This is a genomic window from Bacillus sp. JHAA (assembly GCF_036961585.1).
Classification (GTDB): Bacteria; Bacillota; Bacilli; order Bacillales; family Bacillaceae; genus Bacillus; species Bacillus velezensis.
In genome coordinates this window covers 17,603-38,372 of record NZ_JBAMDE010000004.1, presented here as the reverse complement: position 1 = coordinate 38,372, position 20,770 = coordinate 17,603, and the positions used below count along the sequence as shown (strand labels likewise).

Sequence of the window (20,770 nt, the reverse complement as noted above, 5' to 3'; positions counted from 1 at the left end):
CATAAAGAAAAGCTGACGGCATCATTTGTCAGCTTTTTTCTCATTTTATATACGCACACCCAGCTCCCGTTTCCATTCAGAAAGCCAATCTGTATCCCCAAATCCGTATTGCCTGCTTTGGCCGACATCACGCAGAGATCCGTTTTTATACTCAATGGACAGAACCAAATCAGGAATTGCATCATAACCCGTTCTCGCAAGCTTCGTGAGCCCCTGTCCGTAATGGGCGGCCGCTTCTGCCGCCGTATGTCTCAACAAAGGATCTTGCTGCAGCGCTTCTTTATAGACGTCTAACTAAATAACCAGCCGCCGGTCATATACCGACAGCTGACTTCGAAAAGTGTTCTGTTCCCTGTCCCAAAAACATCAATAAATTTATTTAAATTGTTATATCATCTTTCAATGTTTTTTCACGCCTTTGCATTTTTGATTTTTTAAAATTAAATATTTCATATACGCATGGTATCACTATTAAGGTAAGCATGGTTGCTACTGCCAAACCTCCAATAACAACAACTGCTAAGCTTTGTGAGACAAGATTGACCGACTCTGATTTCTTCACTAATATACGAAGATAACTGACTACTCCCCAGGCTATTATAATAATGGATGTTAACGTAATAGCAGCTTTATTAGCAAAGGACCATTTAGTTAACCATGACATATGAGATCTTCTCTCTCTTTATAAATTTACTGGACAATTCTTCTCATTTTTTTACTGCTCTTCGTATACCAATTTGGTATAGTTTTTACAGAGTCCTATATAAAAAGCAACCATTATAAGAACAAATAATCCGATGCCGCATAGAATTAGAATGGTGAATTTTACATTCATAATCTGTTCCAGCATATTCATTGCTACAATGCTATGAAGGGCTCCCACAATCACAGGCAGTAAAAATGCAATTCCAACTTGCAGATAGACAGACCTCTGCACTTCCTTTTTACTCATACCAATTTTTTTCAACATTGAATATTGTTCCCTATCAGTGAATGCATCACTTAAAATTTTAAAGTAAATTGTACTAAAGGTCGCTAGTATGAATACTAGGGACATAATCAGGCCTAAAAAGAAAAATTGACCTAAAGCATAATACTCCCATGTAAAGCTTTGATTCTTTCCATTTACATTCCAATCTCCACCTGGTACAACTTCCTTGATTCTATTAACCACTTCCCTACTTTCTTTTTCATCTGTAATTCGCACACCATTTAATACAATCTCTTGGTTTTTCTTTCTTAATTCTTTATAATCATTGTCATTTAAAACATAAATGTTTTTGTCACCATATTTTTTAATTTTCCCTGTAAAAGGGAGCTGTGTATGTTTAGAAACTAGGAAATTATTATTATTAATGCTCACTTTATTACCATCAACATAAATAGGTGAAGCTATCGAATCAGCATTTAGAATAAAAGAAATTTCATGAATTTCTGGTTTAATTTGATTCAAAATACTTGCTTTATTACTATAATCCAAAAATATTAATGTTTTCTTTATTTGTGAGTAACTAGTGATAATACCTTTGTTATTCGGATCAATATTTTGCTTATTATCGTCGTATTGGACATTACCAATAAAAAAGTGAATCTTATTGATTCCGATTAAGTCATGCTTTGACTCTCGGATCACTTCTTTGACTTTATCTTTGACATCTTCAGAATTGCTTTCAAAACTTAAACTGTATGGGGAGGCTGTGATGTCATAATTTGCTTCAAACTGTTTGAACGAAATGCTTACATTGAATGCAGTTACGGTAGCTGCTGTTAAAATAGCCGTCATCGCTAAACTTCTATAATTAACTTTTTGTCTAAAGAATGTATTGCTTATACTGACTAACCTTACATCTTTATAAATAATTTTTTTTGAATTTGTTAACTTCCCTAAAATTATAGTCAGAGAACTTCCAAAAAACAGATAAGTCCCCGTGCTGACCAAGATCAAGATTCCCATCGCAGAAAGCAATAAATCCAAATCCCATTGCTTAAAGTTTAGTGCAACTATATAGCCTGCAGCAATTAATACTAAACCTGTAAAACCCTTTATATAATTATATTTTGGAGGTGAGGGCTTTGCTTTCGAAGCATTCAACATATTAATTAGTTGTGTTTTTTTCACAACTCTATAGTTTTTCATTCCCAGCATTACAAAGATGATCCCGAACACAATAATAAGCTGAATGATGGCTTGTGCAGATATACTAAAAGGAATTTCACCACCCAGTGTCATGGACTTACTTAATAACATTAAGAACAATTTCGAGAATAATATCCCGATCAATAAACCCATTAATAGAGACAAACTGCCTATTAGAATACTTTCAATTGCGAATACTCTTCCAATTTTAGACGTACTTATTCCCATTAGCATGTATAACCCGGTTTCTTTTTGACGTTGCTTTAAAAAGAATCCATTGGCATGCCACATAAAAAAGACCACTGTGCAAATTAGAACAAAGCCAGATGTTGCACTTGCCACTACAGCTGATTGAAATCTTTCAGTTAATTGGACAAACACTTCATTGTACTGTATAGCAGTAAAATTGTAGTAAGTTGCCACAGTTACAACTAAAACCACAAAATATAATCCATATATTTTTAAATTGTTCTTCAAAAGCTTAAACGCAATTTTAAAGGAGTTCATTTTCCGATCCTCCCATTACGGCAAGCATGTTTAACACTTTCTTAAATAATTCCTTTTTATCTCCGCTGCTGTCTAGTCTTCCGTGTAATTTACCGTCCTTTAAGAACATAACCCTATTACAATAACTTGCTGCGTTTGCATCATGGGTTACCATAATGATGGTTGTTCCTATGGTTTTGTTAATATTTTTAAAACATTCTAGAACCTCTGAGGATGACTTAGAGTCAAGGGCCCCTGTTGGTTCGTCTGCAAAAATAACCTTTGGAGAGGTAATTAACGCACGACAAATAGCTACTCTTTGCTTTTGACCGCCTGACAATTCATATGGATACTTATCTAACTGATTTGAAATTCCTAAGAGCTCAGTTAGTTCATCAATTTTTTTTAGGATGATTTTGTGTTTTACATTGTTTAGTGCAAGAGGCAGAGCAATGTTATCTCTAATTGTCATATTGTCTAATAAATTAAAAGCTTGGAAGACAAATCCGATTGTGTCTCTCCTGAATTTTGCAAGGTCCTCATCCTTGTAATCATCTATTCTTTTACCATCGATTAAAACTTCTCCTAAAGTAGCTTTGTCAATAGTGGACATAATATTTAACAATGTTGTCTTACCTGAGCCTGAAGGGCCCATTATCCCAACAAATTCACCTTTGTTGATATTTAAGCTTACCTCTTTAAGCGCTCGAAAGGTACTGCCAATTTCACCATACTCCTTTATTACATTTGATACCTCTACGATCTTATTCATCTATAAACCCCCATAAAATCTGATCATGTGTAGGACATTGATTCTTATAGTTGTATTATAATTTAGAGCAAAAAACGCTGCTATCGATTTAGGTTACATTTCTAAAAGTGAATGTGACATTCATGTTAGGGTGGGGTGATGGGTTAGAGGACTTTTGTACAAAACCATGGATATTCAGCATGTGAGGTTTTTAAGCAGATATAAGGAGCGGCACCGCTCCTTATAAAAGGCGGTTTGATTTTTACCTTATATCCCCAATTAGATTTACTTACTAAGTGATTAGTCTGTTTGTTCCTATTTTTCAAAATATACTAATAAAAATGCAGACAGAATTTTACCCAACGAATTTGCGACTTTAATCATTTCCAAAGTAAACATGAACTATGTTTCCAAGGTTAAATAAATTAGAGGAACCCACAGGTCATAAACCTTCCTTAATCAACTCATAATAACTAAACACTGTTACGTTCTGATTCATTATTTTTTAATGTATTTAACGTCTCATTCATTTTTTTACTACTTGTTCGGTATATTCATTTATAAGAAATATCATCTTATTAATACGAAAATTTAATATCTCTTTCGGGTTACTTTTCTCCCAAAAAAATAATTCTTCAAAATCAACAGTCTTATCGTCCACTCCATAAAAAAGAATTCGGTAAATTGTTTTTAGGATTAAATTCATAGGTTTCTATTGACTTAAACTCAGTTCTCAAAATCGGCAAGAAAATATCTTCTAACTCCTTGTTCTTAAAATAAATTACCTGTACCATCTAATTTTAAGATATCAGAAATAAATTCATGTTTTGGGAAGATGTGTATTAGTCGTTTTCTTCCCTTCAATTGAGGAGCTTTTCTACGGAGACAAATATGCACGAGGGCAGGATTTCCTTCATTTTGAAATTTGTGACAAAGCTCATATGTAAGCAGTCCACCCATACTATGTTCGAAAATAGCAAAAGGTTCAGTTATATTATTCTTAATAATTATATATCCTCAACCATTTCTTCCATATTGTCTATTGAGGGCCATTCAATCTTCTTCCCCTGCCAGCCAACTCTACTTCATTTACCTCCAAGTGGATCCATGAATTTTTTCCACTTAGAATAAACTATCGATGACCCACTGCAAATGGAATACAAAATATTTTAGCTTTTCTTCTCATTAGATTACCCCCTGTTTTTAACTAATTATTTATTGCCTCATTTTCCACTTTATAGTAATCGGATAGTTTATAAAATATAATGTGAAATTCAGTATATTCACCCTCTACGCTGTCTACCTCAATTCCTATACTTAGTTTATCAGCCATTTTTTTAGCATAATATAAACCCATCCCTGTAGATTTCGTTCCTACCTTACCATTTTTACCTGTAAAGCCTTTATTGAATATCCTAGATAAATCCTCTTTTGAAATGCCAATTCCATTATCTTTAATCATTATATAATAGGCTTGTTTCTCTTCTTTAGTTGTAATAGTCAGCGTTCCCCCCTCAGGTGTATATTTACTGCTATTATTAAGAATTTGACCAAAAATATAATAGATCCAACGTTCATCACTGATAACACTAAATGGTTTTAAATTAGTCTCAATCTCAATGTTTTTATTAATAAAAAAAAGAGCATTTTCTTTTATTGCACTTCTTAAAATATGACATACATCTACTACTCCCGCTAAAATGTCTTGATCGTAGTGATTAGCTCTTGTCACATGTAAAATGTGATTAATCCTAAATTTAATTTGTTCAATTTGATTACGCAGCTCTCTGCTGCTTTCTGAGTTGATCTCATCCAGTAGCAGTTCACACACAGCTATATTAACTTTTATGTCATGAACCCATTGAGTAGTATAGTCTTGAATTTCGTTAATACCGTTTTTATAATCTTCTTCTGCTTTCAAAAATTTATTTTGTTGCTTTTTGGAGACTTTTATAAGCATATCTATAAAATAATCATTTCTAACTTTGTTTTTTTCTAAAGTTTCGATAGAACTATTAAACACAACTTCGTATTTCTTTTTTGCCTTGACGAATCCATAGAAAATATTGATCAGTAGAATAAAGACAATCAACAAATCCATATAAAAAATGTCTATATAACTTTGATGAATAGAGGTACTCGCAAACAAAATCCCATTGATTACAACCAGAATAAGTGCACTGCATAAAATCCATAATATATGGTTTTTCACATAATCAATTAATTTCATTGAATTATATATCCCATTCCTTTTTTTGTTAAAATGAAGTCATCAACATTAATCCCCTCTAATCTATTCCTTAATCTATTTATATTTACTGTCAACGTATTTTCATTTACGTAAATATCATCATTCCAAAGCTGTCTCATTAAATTATCCCGTGAAACAACTTTTCCCTTGTTTTCCATTAACGTTTTTAGAATTTTAAATTCATTCTTTGTAAGCTCTAAACTCTGATCTTGGAAATATATTTTTGCATCGTTAAGGTTTAATATCACATTATTAGATTCGATTAGATGAGATTCTGCTGTTATGTACTCATAAGTTCTTCTTATAATTGCTTGTAATTTCGCCACCAATACATGGCTGTCAAATGGTTTTTGAATATAATCATCCCCGCCATTGTTAATAGCCATGACAATATCCATATTACTGTTTCTAGAAGAGCAAAAAATAATTGGGACACTTGAAACTTCTCTTATTTTCTTACACCAATAAAAACCATCAAATGAAGGAATATTGATGTCCAATAATATGATGTGAGGTTCTTCTTTTTCATATATTGACAAAATATTATCAAAATCTCCGCATATAACGGTCTCAAAATTCCATTTAACAAGTAAATTTTGTAACGCCTTAGCCATATCCTTATCGTCTTCTATAATCAGCAATTTATATATATTATCCATTTTCTCACCTTCTTATAAAAATAGTTCACCATTCTCTCAAGGATTATTTAAAAATAAAACAGGAAGGAAGAAAAAATCAATTCCCTCCTGTGTTAAATGTTACATTCCTTTATAAGGTAATGAATGTTCTTCTGTTTTTTTTAATATATCAGTAATTAATGCCGTATTTCCTGATAAATAATCCTTTGAAAGCATTTCACCATGTTCCCCGAATCCATTATAATAATGCACTGCTCTCTCAGTAAAGTCTCCCCAATTATATAAAAGGAATTGATCATTATCTTTTTTCTCTTTATTTCCTGCTGCCTTAATAAGATGAAGATTTGCAGCAATTTTGTGTTTATGTGTAATGCTGTTTAAAAATCGAGTATAGGCTTTTATTTTATCAATTACTTTTTCTCTAAAGTACTCAGTTTCAAGATACTCTTGGAACATTGGTTCCTTTTTTGCTCCTTCGACTATATTTTTATACAAATTGTCTGAATAAGTTGACTGACTCTGTTTATTTTCTTTGGCTAACACCAAAGCCTCTTTAATGCTTGAATGGCTCAATAATTTTCGATCAATTTCTTCTGTCTCTATTCTGAATCCCCGAATCTAGACTTGATGATCCGCTCTGCCGGCAAATTCAATGTTACCGTCTCTGCGCCACCTGGCGATGTCTCCGCTTTTATATAATTTCCCCCGAAGAACGGGCTTTGTATAAATTTCTCCTTGGTTAATTCAGGCTGATTTAAATAGCCTCTTGCCACGCCATCTCCGCCTAAATATAGTTCACCATAGATGCCTATCGGGAGTAAGTTTCCATATCGATCCACTATATAAGCACTTGAATTGCTTATAGGCTTACCGATTGGAATAACGCCTTCATATTCATTGCCATCTCTTGTTTTCCGAAATACTCGGAATTTGCTCTCAGATATTGATGATATAGCATGTTGCCTTCCATTAAAGCCCTTTTTTTTATATGCTAAATATTAACCCTCAAGGTCACAAAGTTCTTTATATGCAAAGACAACACCTTATCCTGTTGTAACTTGATCAGTTGCTAAAATTCTTTTTTATGATATATAGCTGCGGCAATGAAAAATGAAATGATATATAAGATAACGCCGATCATGAGATATATAACCGGAACATATAAAGAAGGATTTATGTGCAAAAATGACGGCGATAATTGTTCTGCTACATACCCAACGACACTTTGCAATCCAAAGGTAGCAAAAAGTCCCCCCATTGCACCTCCAATCACGATAGCATCGGATTTTTCCGGGCCTATCATGTAGAGAAGAGGATAAACGATTGCACCGGCAAAGAGAACGATGAACGTTCCAAAAGAGACAATATTAAATATGCTGTCAATCGGTTCATCAGATCCCAGGCTGTATACAAAGAAAACACCATAAGATAGTACGGCTCCGATCACAACAATCAAAAGATAAAAGAAATAGTGACTTTGAACAATATTTGTTCTGCTGACCGGTAAAGTCAGGACATACCTGTCATAGCCAGACTTGCTCTCATACTTTATAACCTCAAGTGCGGGCATGACGACAAACAAAATAATCAGCATAGCAACAAAACGATGCATTGAAGCATCCCCAAAATAAAAAATGACTGCTGATACCAATATGGCCAACCCCGTGTATGCAAAGAAACTTCGATAAACCAGGTAATAGTTAGTCAGTAACAGACCTCTCAATGTTTTCACTCCTCGTTAAAAAGACGCTGATTTCTTCTATGGAAATGGTGTTGGCCGTTACGCCATTCGGCAATTTCTGTTGATCCGATACAAGCACACTCCAATAAGATCCATGTTTCCTTTTTGCTAGAACGATATCTTCGTCAAGCTCAGCCAATTGGCCTTCATCAACGTCTATAACAGTATAGCTTTCAAGAACCTTATCTTTCTCTTCATTTAATAAAATTTCGCCATCTTTCATAATAATGATATGGCTGGCTATCTTCTCGACATCAGTCATAATGTGCGATGAAAGTAAAATACCGCCGTTGCTTTTACTCACAAAGCTTTTTAATTCATTTAACAGGTCATCTCTTGAAGAGGGATCAAGCCCTCCCGTTGCTTCATCCAAAAGTAATAATTTTGCATTATGCGACAAAGCAACAGCTACGGATAACTTCATTGACATACCGCGCGAGAATGTATTCACTTTTTTGTCCATAGGTAAAGAGAAAGAATGAACCAACCGGTAAAAATGATCTTGGTCCCAAGCGTCGAATAGTTACTTAAATACATGATTCAGCTGCTTTATCGTAAGGTGCGCAGGAAGATTCATCGCATCAAATACGACCCCAATATCTTCTTTGAATTTTATATGTTTATCCAAATTCTCTTTACCAAAGATTTTCACTTTACCTCTATCCTGAGAGATTAATCCTAATATCGTTTTAAATGTTGTTGACTTGCCTGCGCCGTTATCACCGATAAAACCGACAATTGATCCGGCAGGCACATTGAATGTAACATTCCTTAAAACAGCTTTATGGCCAAAAGATTTGCTGATGTTTCTGATTTCTAAAAGGTTTGACATCATTCCACTCCTATCATTGTTGTCAGGACTTTTTTTGAGAATTGAACTGGATTATTGCAAAAATGTTGTTATTTTTATATCTAGTCGAGTATTCATAATGGATCAGGAGTCGGCAAATACAACAGGGATTTTAAAGTCTTAAGCATAATGTGGATGTGTAATCGATTGATTACATTTATATAATGGGATATTCATGATGAAAACTGCTGAAGGTGATTACTTTCTGATGAGGCATGCACAAAAATGATTTACTAATGATTACATTTATGGATTTTAACCGGAATGCATCTCGTATTATAAAGCAGGTGTTAATCCTTTTCAATATATAAAAGGGGATTTCTTTACAATCGCAAAGAGTATGTATTTCTCATTTCCGCATTAAAAAACCCCTCTGGCTAATAACCAAAGGGGTTAAATATATTACTCCACAGTCACACTCTTCGCAAGGTTGCGCGGTTTATCAACGTCACAGCCGCGGTGCAGTGCAGCGTAGTAAGCGATCAGCTGCAATGGCACAACAGATACCAGCGGAGCAAGCGCAGGGTTGACTTCCGGCAGGATGAATCTGTCGTCTGCGTCTTCTAAGCCTTTCAGCGAGATGATGCAAGTGTTGGCGCCGCGGGCTGCGACTTCCTTCACGTTTCCGCGGATGCTCAGGTTGACGTGTTCTTGTGTCGCCAGTGCAAAGACCGGTGTTCCTTCTTCAATCAGAGCGATTGTTCCGTGCTTCAGCTCGCCGCCGGCGAAGCCTTCCGCCTGGATGTAAGAAATCTCTTTCAGCTTCAGGGCGCCTTCGACACACACGAAGTAGTCAAGGCCGCGGCCGATGAAGAAAGCGTTTCTTGAAACAGTCAGGTACTCACGCGCGATCATTTCCATTTCGTCCTTCTGGTCGCAGAGGGCTTCCATGGCGTTTGCCGCGATACCTAATTCTTTGACTAAATCAAAACCGATATCAACGCCGTTACGTTCTGCTGCAACGGATGCAAGGATCGCGAGGACGGCAATCTGAGCCGTATACGCTTTTGTTGATGCAACCGCGATCTCAGGGCCTGCGTGCAGAAGCAATGTGTAATCCGCTTCACGGGAAAGCGTTGATCCCGGAACGTTTGTGATCGTCAGCGCTTTGTGACCCAGCGCTTTGACTTGAACAAGCACGGCGCGGCTGTCCGCTGTTTCTCCGCTTTGAGAAAGGAAGATAAAGAGCGGCTTCTTAGACAGAAGCGGCATGTTGTAAGAGAATTCACTCGCTACATGCACTTCAACCGGTACGTTTGCCCACATTTCAATATATTGTTTCCCGACAAGACCGGCATGGTAGCTCGTTCCGCAAGCCACGATATAAATGCGGTCCGCTTCCGCCACGGCGTCAGCGACATCGCCGGCCACGGCCAGTCTGCCGTTTTCGTCCTGATACGTTTGGATGATTTTGCGCATAACAAGCGGCTGCTCATCCGTTTCTTTTAACATGTAGTGAGGGTATGTGCCTTTTTCGATATCACTGGCGTCAAGCTCAGCGATATAAGACGCACGTGTCATGACTTCACCGTCAAGGTTTTTAATCACGGCTTCGTCTTTTGTCACGATCACCATTTCTTTGTCCAAAAGCTCAACGTATTCATTCGTTACTTGAAGCATAGCCATCGCGTCAGATGCCACGACGTTAAACGTATCTCCAAGGCCGATTAACAGAGGGCTTTTGTTTTTTGCAACGTAAATGGTGTCTGTGTTTTCACCGTCAAATAATGCAATTGCGTAAGAGCCTTTTAACAGAGTCAGTGTTTTGCGGAACGCTTCTTCTGTGCTAAGTCCTCCCGCCACAAATTGCTCGATCATTTGAACGACTACTTCAGTGTCCGTGTCGCTTTTCAGTTCAACGTTTTCAAGATATTCGCGCTTCAGCTGAACATAGTTCTCGATCACACCGTTGTGAACAAGTGTAAAGCGGCCGAGTGCGCTTTGATGCGGGTGAGCGTTCAGGAAGCTTGGTTCGCCGTGAGTCGCCCAGCGTGTATGGCCGATTCCCGCTTGAGATTCAACCGTGTGATCCACCACTTCACGAAGGTCGGCGATGCGGCCTTTTTCTTTGTACACATGCACGCCCTGCTCATTCGCCACAGCGATACCGGCAGAGTCATAACCGCGGTACTCAAGCTTCTCTAATCCTTTTAACAAAATCTCTTTCGCATCAAGCTGACCGATATAACCTACAATTCCACACATTTTTTCTTCCTCCTAAAGGTGCAAAAGGAGACGAAGAAAGTCAAATTACAAGGGGACTTTCAATCGTCCCCTCCCACATGTTTTTTTGGAAGATCATGTGATTTCTCTTTGTTCGGAGAGTCGCCCCTCCGGTTTGAAGAAATCCTTACGGCTGTGATCTAAATGAATCAGCCGGGAGGCATCCGCCGAAAATTCGATAACCCCCATCCTCGTCAACTAAGCCGTTTTTCGGGCGCTTAGTTCGGGCGCTGTAATTATAAAAGATGCAAACAATCCCGCCTTTCCTGCAAGTGAAAAACAAAGGCTGAACAAGCTTGATTTTACAGCATGTGCCAAGGACGGTCAATTATTTTTTGCCGCCCCGGCATCATGTTTACTATCATATTATGCTGATCGCACTTGTCTTGTTCGCTCTCTGCTTATAAACTTCGCTACTCCGCTCCCATTTCTGTCCGCACGACATCCACGATTTTTGTGACATATTCGTCACAAAGCTCTTTTGTTCTCGCTTCGGCCATCACTCGGACGAGCGGTTCGGTGCCTGACGGGCGCACTAAAATCCGGCCGTCTCCGTTCATTTCTTTTTCCACTTCAGAAATAACGGCCTTCACCTTAGCGTTTTCTTCTACCTTATATTTATCCGTCACTTTCACGTTCACTAAGAGCTGCGGGAATTTTTTCATTTCATCCGCAAGTTCTGAAAGGGTTTTGCCGGACGCCTTCAGCGTATTCACAAGCATGATCGCGGACAAAAGACCGTCGCCGGTAGTGTTGTAATCAAGGAAAATAAGGTGCCCTGACTGCTCGCCGCCGACATTATAGCCGTCTTTTTTCATCGCTTCTACGACATAGCGGTCGCCGACTGCCGTTTGAACGCTTTTGATTTCTTCTTTTTCAAGCGCTTTGTAAAAACCGAGGTTGCTCATCACAGTCGATACGACGGTATCATCCTTCAGACGGCCCTCTGATTTCAAATACTTCGCGCATATGTACATGATCTGATCACCGTCGACGATGTTTCCTTTTTCATCAACAGCAATGAGGCGGTCGCCGTCTCCGTCAAACGCAAGGCCGATATCGGCGTTTTTTTCTTTGACGAAAGCACTCAGCGCTTCCGGGTGTGTAGACCCGACGCCATCATTAATGTTTAATCCGTTCGGAGACGTCCCCATTGTAGACACGTCAGCATCAAGATCGGCAAAAAGGTGCGTCGCAATGGATGATGTCGCACCATGGGCGCAGTCAAGCGCTACATGAATGCCTGTGAAATCTTCGTCCGCCGTCTGCTTTAAAAATTGCAGATACTTTTGAACGCCTTCAAAATAATCGTTTACAAGCCCGAGGTCCGCGCCTGTCGGTCTCGGCAGCTTATCTTCCGGTTCATCCATGAGACGTTCAATCTCGGCCTCCTGCTCATCAGAAAGCTTAAAGCCGTCCCCTCCGAAAAATTTAATTCCGTTATCCTGTACGGGGTTGTGAGAAGCGGAGATCATGACGCCCGCCTCAGCATCCATGGCTTTCGTTAAATAGGATACCCCCGGCGTAGAAATAACGCCGAGGCGCATCACTTCAGCTCCGATCGATAAAAGTCCGGCGACAAGGGCTCCCTCCAGCATATGTCCGGAGATACGTGTATCACGGCCGATCAGCACTTTCGGGCGCTGCTTATCTTTGGTCAGGACATAACCGCCAAAACGCCCAACTTTAAAGGCCAGCTCTGGCGTAAGCTCGCTGTTGGCAACACCTCTTACACCATCTGTTCCAAAATACTTGCCCATTTTGTATCGCTCCTTTTTCATTCTGTTGAAGAAGAATCAGCGCTTGATCCGTCTTCATCCTGGTCTTGATTTTGATCCTGGTTTTGACTTTTATTCTGATCGCTGTCAGTATCGTCTTCCCGGTTCTTGTTTTTGTCTTTGTCTGCGTCTCCGCTTGTGCCGTTCTTATTGCCGGAATCAGCGGAGCCGCCGTCATTTTTATTTGAACTTGTGTTTTTCTTAGAAGTCAGCTTGATCTTAACCGTGTCTTTAGACAGGGACCATGTGACGTTTTGCGGGCCGTTTACTTCTAGCTTTACAGAGTGCTCTCCGTCATCCAAGTCCGAGACATTGGCATACAGTTCAATGTCCGACTTTTTCAGCGCCTTAATGTTGGCGGGAGAGCCTTTGGCCGTAATATTTATCGCCTGCGATTCAGGATCGAGAAACTCAATCTGCTGTGAGCCTCCCAGTCCGACCGTCTTGATTCCGACATTGTCAAAATCCTTTTTGTCTTCACTGTCCACTTTAATATGAAGCGTGATTTTTTCCGGTGATACCTTGGTGACACCCTTAGGAAGCGGGATATCGGCATTGATATCGGTATCTTTATCAATTTTGCCTAAATCAAGAGATACGCCGTCAATAAATTCAAGTGAATCCAGCACATCCTGCGGACCGTAAACCGTCACCTCACTCGGATTCGAGTCAATGCTCGCAACGCTCACCCCGTCCGGAAGACTTCCCTTCCTTTCGATTTTGAAAGGAAGCTTTTTGCTCGGACTGGCTACGGGAACCGTCACTTTAATGACTGACGGTTCAACATCAACAGGAAGTGCGTTGCCGTCTTTGTCATAGACGGTCACCTTCACTTCCTTTTCAATGGTCTCATTTGCATTTTCTAGGTTCACGGATGCTTTGACAAGTGAAATGTTATCAATCACATTTTTCGAACCTGTAATCTGCACGTTTTTCGGGCTGATAATCGGCTGCTGAGGGGTGTATCCCTTTTTCATTTTGCTTTTATTGTAGTATTCAACTTCCACGGGAAAACTCTCAGCCGTTTTTTCCTGAATCGTAACCGTCGTGACTGACGGGTTAATGGAGATCGTCAGTCCGTCCGATACGTTTTTCGCCTTCAATTCGACCTTATGAGTCCCGGTCTTCAGCTTATTCATATCGGCGTATATCTCAAAATTCTTTGTCTGTCTCGCCTTTTTCACCGCGCTTGTCGAGCCTTTAATCGTGACATTTACGGTCTGGGGCACGCCGGTGACGACATAGTTCGCTTCATCATAGTATGCTTTTACAGGAATATCAGTAAGCGTAGCCTCGTCAGTCGTTGATGTCGGAAAAAAGGATTCCCCCGGCTTTTTCGGAGTCGGCGCCTGGTTGTTGTTAACCGCAACGTAAAGCAGCAGCGCAAAGAGCAATGCAATGATCTTTACAGCCCAGCGGTTGTTTAAGAATTTATCCATTTTTCTTGCCCCTCCAGTACCAGCGGTTAGAAGAAGTATCTCTGGCGTTTTTCTTAAACTCGGCTTCAAGCATTTCTTTCAGTGCTTCTTCCGTCAATTCTCTGTGAAGGTCTCCGTTTTTGGCCACACTGATGGCGCCCGTCTCTTCAGATACAATAATGGTTAAGCTGTCCGTCACTTCACTGATGCCGACAGCCGCTCTGTGACGCGTCCCCAGCTCCTTTGAAATAAACGGGCTTTCAGAAAGCGGCAGATAACAGGCAGCCGCCGCAATCTCGTTATTTTTCATAATGACCGCTCCATCATGCAGCGGTGTATTCGGGATGAAGATATTAATCAAAAGCTCCGAGCTGACCTGCGCATTAAGCGGGATGCCCGTCTCAATATAATCGCCCATTCCCGTATCGCGCTCAATCGCGATGAGTGCGCCGATGCGGCGTTTCGCCATGTAGCTGATCGATTTTGTAATCGCTTCAATTGTCTTATGCTGCGCTTCCTCCACGGGGGTTCCGCTCCTGGAAAAGAACCGGCCCCGTCCGAGCTGTTCAAGCGCCCGTCTCAGCTCAGGCTGGAATATAATGATGATCGCTAAAAATCCCCATGTTATCGCTTGGTCCATCAGCCACTGAAGCGTGCTGAGTCCCAAATATGAACTGGCCATCCGGACCAATACGATGACGACGATTCCTTTTAAAAGCTGAACCGCCTTCGTCCCGCGTATGACCATGATTAATTTATATATCACATACCAAACAAGGAGAATATCAACGGCATTGCCGAGGTATTGCAAAAATGGGATGTCCTCAAAAGCCATTTCCTCGTCCTCCAAGAATTCAGTCATTTCGTTTTTCTGTTATGAATTGTGCTGCATGAGCAATATGTACATCATATAGCGTGCTCATTATACCACATTTTGATTTCTCAAGTGAAATGAGCCAGAGCGGCGATGCACAAAAAAAGAGTAAAGCGATTATACGCTTTACTCATCTTCACTCGGGTCCAAAGCGCTCACGACGCCCTGGCCCGCCGATTTCAGTTCGTACCAGACCCAGTCAAACAATTGGTTAATCTCTTCAATCTGCCCGGTGACTTGTCCGGCTGAGGCCATGTATTTTTCTCCGTTGACGACGGTCACATTGCCGTCGACTTTTCCTTCAATGAACAGCTTGCCGTTTTTTACTGTGACATCGCCCTTTACGGTCTCGCCTTCAGGGACGGTGACCGTGTGATTCTGCACGACAAGGTTCGGCTGTTTGGACACACTGAAATTGTGGTCATTATGCCAGCTGTTGAAAAAACCGCCGCCCATTAAAATCACAAAAACCGCTGCGGCTGCAATCATCGGATGCGTTTTGATCCATCGTTTTACAGAAGCGCGTTTTTTCTCTTTTGGAAGATTCGCCATAACTTTGGCAGTAAAATCAGCAGGGGCCGTGACATGCGATGTGCTTCGGACGAGTGCTACGGATTTCTCCATTTCATGAAAATGCCGTTTGCAATTCCCGCATGACTGCAAATGTTGTTTTAATACGTTTTCATCTTCAGGAAGGATATCTCCATCAAGATGCTTATGCATAAGCTGCACGATCTGTTCAGGACAGCTCATTTCATCACCCCACTTAAAGATCCCTCAATTGTTTTCTAAGAGCCTCTCTGCCTCTGTGTATCCTTGTCTTGACGGTGCCGACAGGGATATTCAGAATCTCCCCGATTTCAATTAAAGAGAGTTCGTCAATATACTTTAATACAATAACCGTTCTGTACTTGTCAGGCAGCTTTAAAATCTTTTTCTGAATTGTGTCCGACAGCTCCAATGACAATACGGCGTCTTCAGGGAGAACCCCGTCCGCGGCGATCTGCGAATACATCGTCAGCCCTTCTGCTCCCGCTACTTCTGCGTCCAGATAGTAATCAGGCTTTTTCTTGCGGATGCGGTCAATGGTCAGGTTGGTCGCAATTCTGTAAAGCCACGTTGAAAACTTTCTGTTGATATCGAAACTGTCGATATTGACATACGCTCTGATAAAAGCTTCCTGCGCAATATCTTCCGCTTCGTGAACATTGCCGAGCATGCGGTAGCAAAGCTGGTAAATCTTATCTTTATAAAGGTCAACGATTTCTGCAAACGCATTTTGATCGCCTTTTTTGACTTGCTTGATTCTTTTTTTAATCAGGTTTTCCATGTTTTATCTTACCTCTGCCCTTCACCGGTCTGTATCTATACGTTGATTGTTTTAAAAGGTTTCATTTTTTTTATTACATTTATTTTACCAAATTTCAGGCAGGGTGTAGATGGAAAATACAGAATATACTGCCTTAACAGCAGCTTAAAAATAGTATATCTGATGAACAATCAGAAATCGAAACAAAATGCTGATAAAAAAAAGACACCTTTATGCAAAAGGTGTCTGAGACTGGGCTAGCTGGATTCGAACCAACGCATGACGGAGTCAAAGTCCGTTGCCTTACCGCTTGGCTATAGCCCAAAAATGGTGGAGGGGGGCAGATTCGAACTGCCGAACCCTGAGGGAGCGGATTTACAGTCCGCCGCGTTTAGCCACTTCGCTACCCCTCCGTATTTTTTTGAAAAACAGTGCCGGCCAGAGGACTTGAACCCCCAACCTACTGATTACAAGTCAGTTGCTCTACCAATTGAGCTAGGCCGGCAAATATGGTGGAGGATGACGGGCTCGAACCGCCGACCCTCTGCTTGTAAGGCAGATGCTCTCCCAGCTGAGCTAATCCTCCATATGACCCGTACGGGATTCGAACCCGTGTTACCGCCGTGAAAGGGCGGTGTCTTAACCGCTTGACCAACGGGCCGTTGTGTCCGCGTCGAGCTGACAAAAGTTATTATATACAGGTTGTACCCCATTTGTAAAGAGGAAAATTATTTTTTTTATTTTCAAACTTTTTTACCCGTTTTTTAACTGAAAAACTCATCCCTCCTCTCTTATTTCATTTATGATGAAAGTATCAAAATATTGAAGGGAATGGACACAGATGATCTTAGTCAGCTCTTGTCTCGGCGGTATCGAATGCAGGTATAACGGCTCTCACGCCGCTTCGGAAAAAATCCGCAGACTCGTAGAAGAAAAGAAAGCTGTTATGGTCTGCCCCGAACTTTTGGGCGGCTTCACCACTCCCCGCGAACCGGCGGAAATCATCGGCGGCACGGGCGAAGACGTGCTGAACGGAACAGCAAGAATCGTAACGGCATCAGGCGAAGACGTTACGGCTTTATATATGGACGGCGCGGAAAAAACATTAGCATACGCAAAAGAAATAGGCGCCGCCACGGTCATCCTTAAAGAAAACAGTCCGTCCTGCGGCAGCAGCTTTATCTATGACGGCACTTTCTCAGGAAAAAAAATAATCGGAGACGGCATCACTTCCGCTCTTTTAAAACGGGCAGGCTGCCGTGTTCTATCAGAAGATGAATTGGATCAATTATAAAAAAGGAGAGTAGATATCATGGATGTAGCCCTGTCCTTTTATAAACCGGAGCATGCAGACGGGCTGAACGGGTTTGTGCTGAGTGAAGAAGATAAAAAGTTCACAGCTCTCCCGAAGGATGTACTGCCGCAGGCTCTTGTCATCCGGGATCGCTACCCGACAGTCATTTTAAAAGAAGACCGCCCCGTCGGTTTTTTTATTTTACATACCTCAAAAGAAACCATTGCCCCATATTCGAACAATGTGTCTGCCATTTTGCTGAGTGCGCTGTCCTTACATGCGCCGCATCAGGGAAAAGGTTATGCCAAACAAGCGATGCTGCAGCTCCCCGCTTTTGTCGCAAATTACTTTCCTTGGTGTGATGAAATCGTGCTTGCTGTAAACCATCGCAATCATCGTGCAAAGAACCTGTACCGGTCTTCCGGTTTTATTGATAAAGGTCGTCGCAGGATCGGCCCCATCGGCGAACAGCACATTCTGCATCATTTTTTGTGAAAGCGCTTGATTATCCATCTCATCCCTGCCGATTTTTCTTGAAACATCTATTCAGAAGCCCATATACTTCAAGTATTAACGACTTGGGAGGGTACAATCATGACAGACCGGCTTAACATTCACAGATTGACCACAGAAACCAGAAATCCGCAGACCGCTTCAATCCATCAAGCAGACACGATGGAAATTCTCCGCATCATTAACCAAGAGGATTTCAAAGTGGCTGAAGCCGTTCAGCAGGTGCTGCCCGATATTCAGATTGCCGTTCAATTCGCCCATCAGTCCTTACGGCGAAACGGCAGGCTGATTTATGCGGGAGCGGGCACAAGCGGCAGACTCGGTGTACTGGATGCGGTTGAATGCCCGCCTACATACAGCGTAAGTCCCGACACTGTCATCGGTCTGATGGCCGGAGGAGCAGACGCCTTTTTGCAAGCGGCTGAAGGTATAGAAGACAGCGAGGAAACCGGCGCTCTCGATCTCAAAACGATCGGGCTTACCGCAGAAGACACCGTGATCGCCATCGCGGCAAGCGGGCGCACGCCGTATGCGGCCGGTGCGCTGAAATACGCAAAAACAATCGGCGCCAAAACTGTCGCGCTCACATGCAATAAACACTCATTGATCAGCACTTATGCCGATCACAGCATTGAAGTCGTCGTCGGCCCCGAAGTGATTACAGGGTCAACACGAATGAAAGCGGCGACGGCACATAAAATGATTCTGAACATGATTTCCACGGCCGTGATGATCAAAAGCGGCAAAGTGTACGAAAATTTAATGGTGGACGTTCATGTCAGCAACGAAAAATTGAAAGAACGCGCAATCGGCATTATCCAAAGCATCACGGGCGTTCCGTACGACAAGGCAAAAGAAACGCTTGAGGCCGCAGGCAGCCATGTCAAAACGGCAATCGTCATGCTGAAGACGAATTCGGATGAAACACACGCGAAGGCACTGCTCAAAGAAGCAGAAGGCTTCATTGACAAAGCCATTGAACAGCACGTTTCAAAAGAAAAAGAACGCTGATCGTTCTTTGGTGAAAAATAATGTGCTTTTACGAGCCCGCGCCGTTTTCATGATCGGCGCAGGCGCTTTTAGACTCGTTTCAGGCACAGCTCCCTGGGAAAAATCGTACGGACAAAGGAGGATCTCCATGAGCAAAGAGGCATTTTATCAGTCACTGGCCAAAGATATCCTGGACAATTGCGGCGGTTCATCGAATATTTCAGGCTTTACCCACTGTATGACACGCCTGAGGATTACACCTTTAGATCAGGACAAAACGGATATTGAAGCGCTGAAACGGCTGGACGGGGTAATAGGCGTCGTCGAAGCCGAAACACTGCAGATCATTCTCGGCACGGGTGTCGTCAATCATGTCGCCGACGCTTTCGCAAAACTTATGTCATCCGGAAAAAACATTGATTTAAAAGAAGCCGCCTCACGGAAAAAAGCCGATCTCAACAGAAAAAACACCACACCCATCACACTGTTTCTAAGAAAAATATCAAGCATCTTCATTCCCCTTATTCCCGCACTCATTGCATCAGGTTTAATCACCGGTATTACGAAAGCCGTCATTCAGGCCGGCTGGCTCCCGAAAGAATCCCAAATCGCACTTATTTTAACGGTTATCGGTTCAGGCTTATTCGCATACCTCGGCGTCCTTGTCGGCATCAATGCGGCGAAGGAATTCGGCGGGACTCCCGCGATGGGCGGCCTTGCGGGTATATTGATCCTTAACCCTGAGATCGCCAATATCAGTTTGTTCGGAGAGAATCTGCTCCCTGGCAGGGGAGGATTAATCGGCGTTCTTTTCGCTGCGGTTTTTATCGCTTATACCGAACGGTTTATCAGAAAGTACGTCCATCAATCCATCGACATTATCGTCACGCCTACATTGTCTTTACTTATCACCGGGCTGGTGACATATGTCGTTTTTATCCCTGCAGGCGGTTTTATTTCTGATCTCATTACATCAGGTTTATTGTCGCTGCTGAATGTCGGGGGAGTGCTCTCAGGGTTTGTACTGGGAGCCGCCTTCCTGCCGCTTGTCGTCACCGGCCTGCATCAGGGCTTGACTCCCGTACATTTGGAATTAATCCGATCAATCGGAGATGACCCGCTTCTTCCGATTCTCGCGATGGGAGGCGCGGGTCAGGTAGGGGCGGCCTTCGCCATCTTTATGAAAACAAAAAAAGCCTCATTGAAAAGAGCTATCGGCGGCGGACTTCCATCCGGTCTGCTCGGAATCGGAGAGCCGCTCATCTTCGGCGTCACGCTCCCGCTCGGCCGGCCGTTTTTGACGGCGTGTTTAGGGGCGGGAATCGGCGGCGCCTTTCAAGCCCATTTTCAGGTGGCTACTTTTTCAATCGGTGTCTCCGGCCTTCCGCTCTCGTTTCTCGTACAGCCGGCTCAAATCGTTTTGTATATCATCGGTCTCTTCATCTCTTACGCGGCGGGCTTTGTCTTCACTTATGCGTTCGGATTTAAGGATGACATGGCTGCTGAATTTGAATAAA

At 41.8% G+C, this 20,770-nt stretch carries 19 protein-coding genes, 5 tRNA genes and 2 pseudogenes; 4 read left to right on the top strand and 22 right to left on the bottom strand.

Features of this window, described 5'->3' with window-relative positions:
* Positions 1-45: 45 nt before the first annotated feature.
* From V7728_RS10395 to V7728_RS10295, 22 genes and pseudogenes are all read right to left on the bottom strand, one after another.
* Positions 46-294: pseudogene (locus V7728_RS10395) on the bottom strand (DUF4885 family protein); the annotation flags it as partial.
* Between the two features lie 85 nt (positions 295-379).
* Positions 380-664, bottom strand: a complete 285-nt coding sequence (locus V7728_RS10390; protein WP_032872656.1) for a hypothetical protein — start codon at positions 662-664, stop codon at positions 380-382.
* A gap of 51 nt (positions 665-715) precedes the next feature.
* Complete coding sequence (locus V7728_RS10385) at positions 716-2,644, bottom strand: FtsX-like permease family protein (protein ID WP_099566365.1); 1,929 nt, start codon at positions 2,642-2,644, stop codon at positions 716-718.
* Positions 2,631-3,395, bottom strand: a complete 765-nt coding sequence (locus V7728_RS10380) for an ABC transporter ATP-binding protein (protein WP_011996231.1) — start codon at positions 3,393-3,395, stop codon at positions 2,631-2,633. Before V7728_RS10380 ends, V7728_RS10385 begins: the two co-directional genes overlap by 14 nt.
* Before the next feature lie 750 nt (positions 3,396-4,145).
* Positions 4,146-4,367, bottom strand: coding sequence for a thioesterase domain-containing protein (locus V7728_RS20500; RefSeq protein ID WP_223252793.1), 222 nt, complete (start codon positions 4,365-4,367; stop codon positions 4,146-4,148).
* A gap of 214 nt (positions 4,368-4,581) precedes the next feature.
* Positions 4,582-5,604 (bottom strand): ATP-binding protein, encoded by a 1,023-nt coding sequence (locus V7728_RS10375; protein WP_059366476.1) that lies wholly within the window; start codon positions 5,602-5,604, stop codon positions 4,582-4,584.
* Entirely contained in the window at positions 5,601-6,284 is a 684-nt protein-coding gene (locus tag V7728_RS10370; protein WP_007609089.1) for a response regulator transcription factor, read from the bottom strand. The genes V7728_RS10375 and V7728_RS10370 overlap by 4 nt, the downstream gene beginning before the upstream one ends.
* Before the next feature lie 99 nt (positions 6,285-6,383).
* Positions 6,384-6,806, bottom strand: coding sequence for a hypothetical protein (locus tag V7728_RS10365; protein WP_063096045.1), 423 nt, complete (start codon positions 6,804-6,806; stop codon positions 6,384-6,386).
* Between the two features lie 56 nt (positions 6,807-6,862).
* Complete coding sequence (locus V7728_RS10360) at positions 6,863-7,102, bottom strand: AMP-binding protein (protein WP_076983995.1); 240 nt, start codon at positions 7,100-7,102, stop codon at positions 6,863-6,865.
* A gap of 230 nt (positions 7,103-7,332) precedes the next feature.
* The gene (locus tag V7728_RS10355; protein WP_099566364.1) at positions 7,333-7,986 is read right to left on the bottom strand and encodes an ABC-2 transporter permease; all 654 of its coding nucleotides are present in this window, start codon (positions 7,984-7,986) and stop codon (positions 7,333-7,335) included.
* A pseudogene (locus V7728_RS10350) lies at positions 7,964-8,836 on the bottom strand (ABC transporter ATP-binding protein). Before V7728_RS10350 ends, V7728_RS10355 begins: the two are co-directional and overlap by 23 nt.
* A 420-nt stretch (positions 8,837-9,256) precedes the next feature.
* Positions 9,257-11,059 carry a glutamine--fructose-6-phosphate transaminase (isomerizing) gene (glmS, locus tag V7728_RS10345; RefSeq protein ID WP_003156758.1) on the bottom strand — a complete coding sequence of 601 codons (1,803 nt, stop codon included), beginning with the start codon at positions 11,057-11,059 and terminating at the stop codon, positions 9,257-9,259.
* A gap of 431 nt (positions 11,060-11,490) precedes the next feature.
* Positions 11,491-12,837: a phosphoglucosamine mutase gene (gene glmM / locus V7728_RS10340; RefSeq protein ID WP_007408011.1), complete on the bottom strand. Its 1,347-nt coding sequence runs from the start codon at positions 12,835-12,837 to the stop codon at positions 11,491-11,493.
* Positions 12,838-12,854: 17 nt separating this feature from the next.
* The gene (locus V7728_RS10335; RefSeq protein ID WP_025284146.1) at positions 12,855-14,294 is read right to left on the bottom strand and encodes a CdaR family protein; all 1,440 of its coding nucleotides are present in this window, start codon (positions 14,292-14,294) and stop codon (positions 12,855-12,857) included.
* The gene (gene cdaA, locus V7728_RS10330; RefSeq protein WP_003156763.1) at positions 14,287-15,108 is read right to left on the bottom strand and encodes a diadenylate cyclase CdaA; all 822 of its coding nucleotides are present in this window, start codon (positions 15,106-15,108) and stop codon (positions 14,287-14,289) included. The genes V7728_RS10335 and cdaA overlap by 8 nt, the downstream gene beginning before the upstream one ends.
* A gap of 165 nt (positions 15,109-15,273) precedes the next feature.
* On the bottom strand, positions 15,274-15,900 hold the full coding sequence (gene rsiW / locus V7728_RS10325; RefSeq protein ID WP_011996220.1) for an anti-sigma-W factor RsiW: 627 nt from the start codon (positions 15,898-15,900) through the stop codon (positions 15,274-15,276).
* Positions 15,901-15,913: 13 nt separating this feature from the next.
* The gene (sigW, locus tag V7728_RS10320; RefSeq protein WP_003156766.1) at positions 15,914-16,477 is read right to left on the bottom strand and encodes an RNA polymerase sigma factor SigW; all 564 of its coding nucleotides are present in this window, start codon (positions 16,475-16,477) and stop codon (positions 15,914-15,916) included.
* Positions 16,478-16,708: 231 nt separating this feature from the next.
* Positions 16,709-16,780, bottom strand: a tRNA-Gln gene (locus V7728_RS10315).
* A 4-nt stretch (positions 16,781-16,784) separates the two neighbouring features.
* Positions 16,785-16,869, bottom strand: a tRNA-Tyr gene (locus V7728_RS10310).
* A gap of 19 nt (positions 16,870-16,888) precedes the next feature.
* Positions 16,889-16,961: transfer RNA gene (locus tag V7728_RS10305), tRNA-Thr, on the bottom strand.
* A gap of 5 nt (positions 16,962-16,966) precedes the next feature.
* Positions 16,967-17,042, bottom strand: a tRNA-Val gene (locus V7728_RS10300).
* 3 nt (positions 17,043-17,045) lie between these two features.
* Positions 17,046-17,117: transfer RNA gene (locus V7728_RS10295), tRNA-Glu, on the bottom strand.
* A gap of 180 nt (positions 17,118-17,297) precedes the next feature.
* Here V7728_RS10295 and V7728_RS10290 point away from each other — a divergent pair.
* The 4 genes from V7728_RS10290 to V7728_RS10275 all read left to right on the top strand — a co-directional run bounded on the left by V7728_RS10290 (position 17,298) and on the right by V7728_RS10275 (position 20,769).
* A complete protein-coding gene (locus tag V7728_RS10290) occupies positions 17,298-17,750 on the top strand; it encodes a DUF523 domain-containing protein (RefSeq protein ID WP_007408014.1) in 453 nt (150 codons plus the stop codon).
* A gap of 18 nt (positions 17,751-17,768) precedes the next feature.
* The gene (locus V7728_RS10285) at positions 17,769-18,245 is read left to right on the top strand and encodes a GNAT family N-acetyltransferase (RefSeq protein WP_015239057.1); all 477 of its coding nucleotides are present in this window, start codon (positions 17,769-17,771) and stop codon (positions 18,243-18,245) included.
* Positions 18,246-18,344: 99 nt separating this feature from the next.
* Positions 18,345-19,274: an N-acetylmuramic acid 6-phosphate etherase gene (gene murQ, locus V7728_RS10280; protein ID WP_011996218.1), complete on the top strand. Its 930-nt coding sequence runs from the start codon at positions 18,345-18,347 to the stop codon at positions 19,272-19,274.
* A gap of 127 nt (positions 19,275-19,401) precedes the next feature.
* Complete coding sequence (locus V7728_RS10275; RefSeq protein ID WP_015239055.1) at positions 19,402-20,769, top strand: PTS transporter subunit EIIC; 1,368 nt, start codon at positions 19,402-19,404, stop codon at positions 20,767-20,769.
* Position 20,770 lies beyond the last annotated feature (1 nt).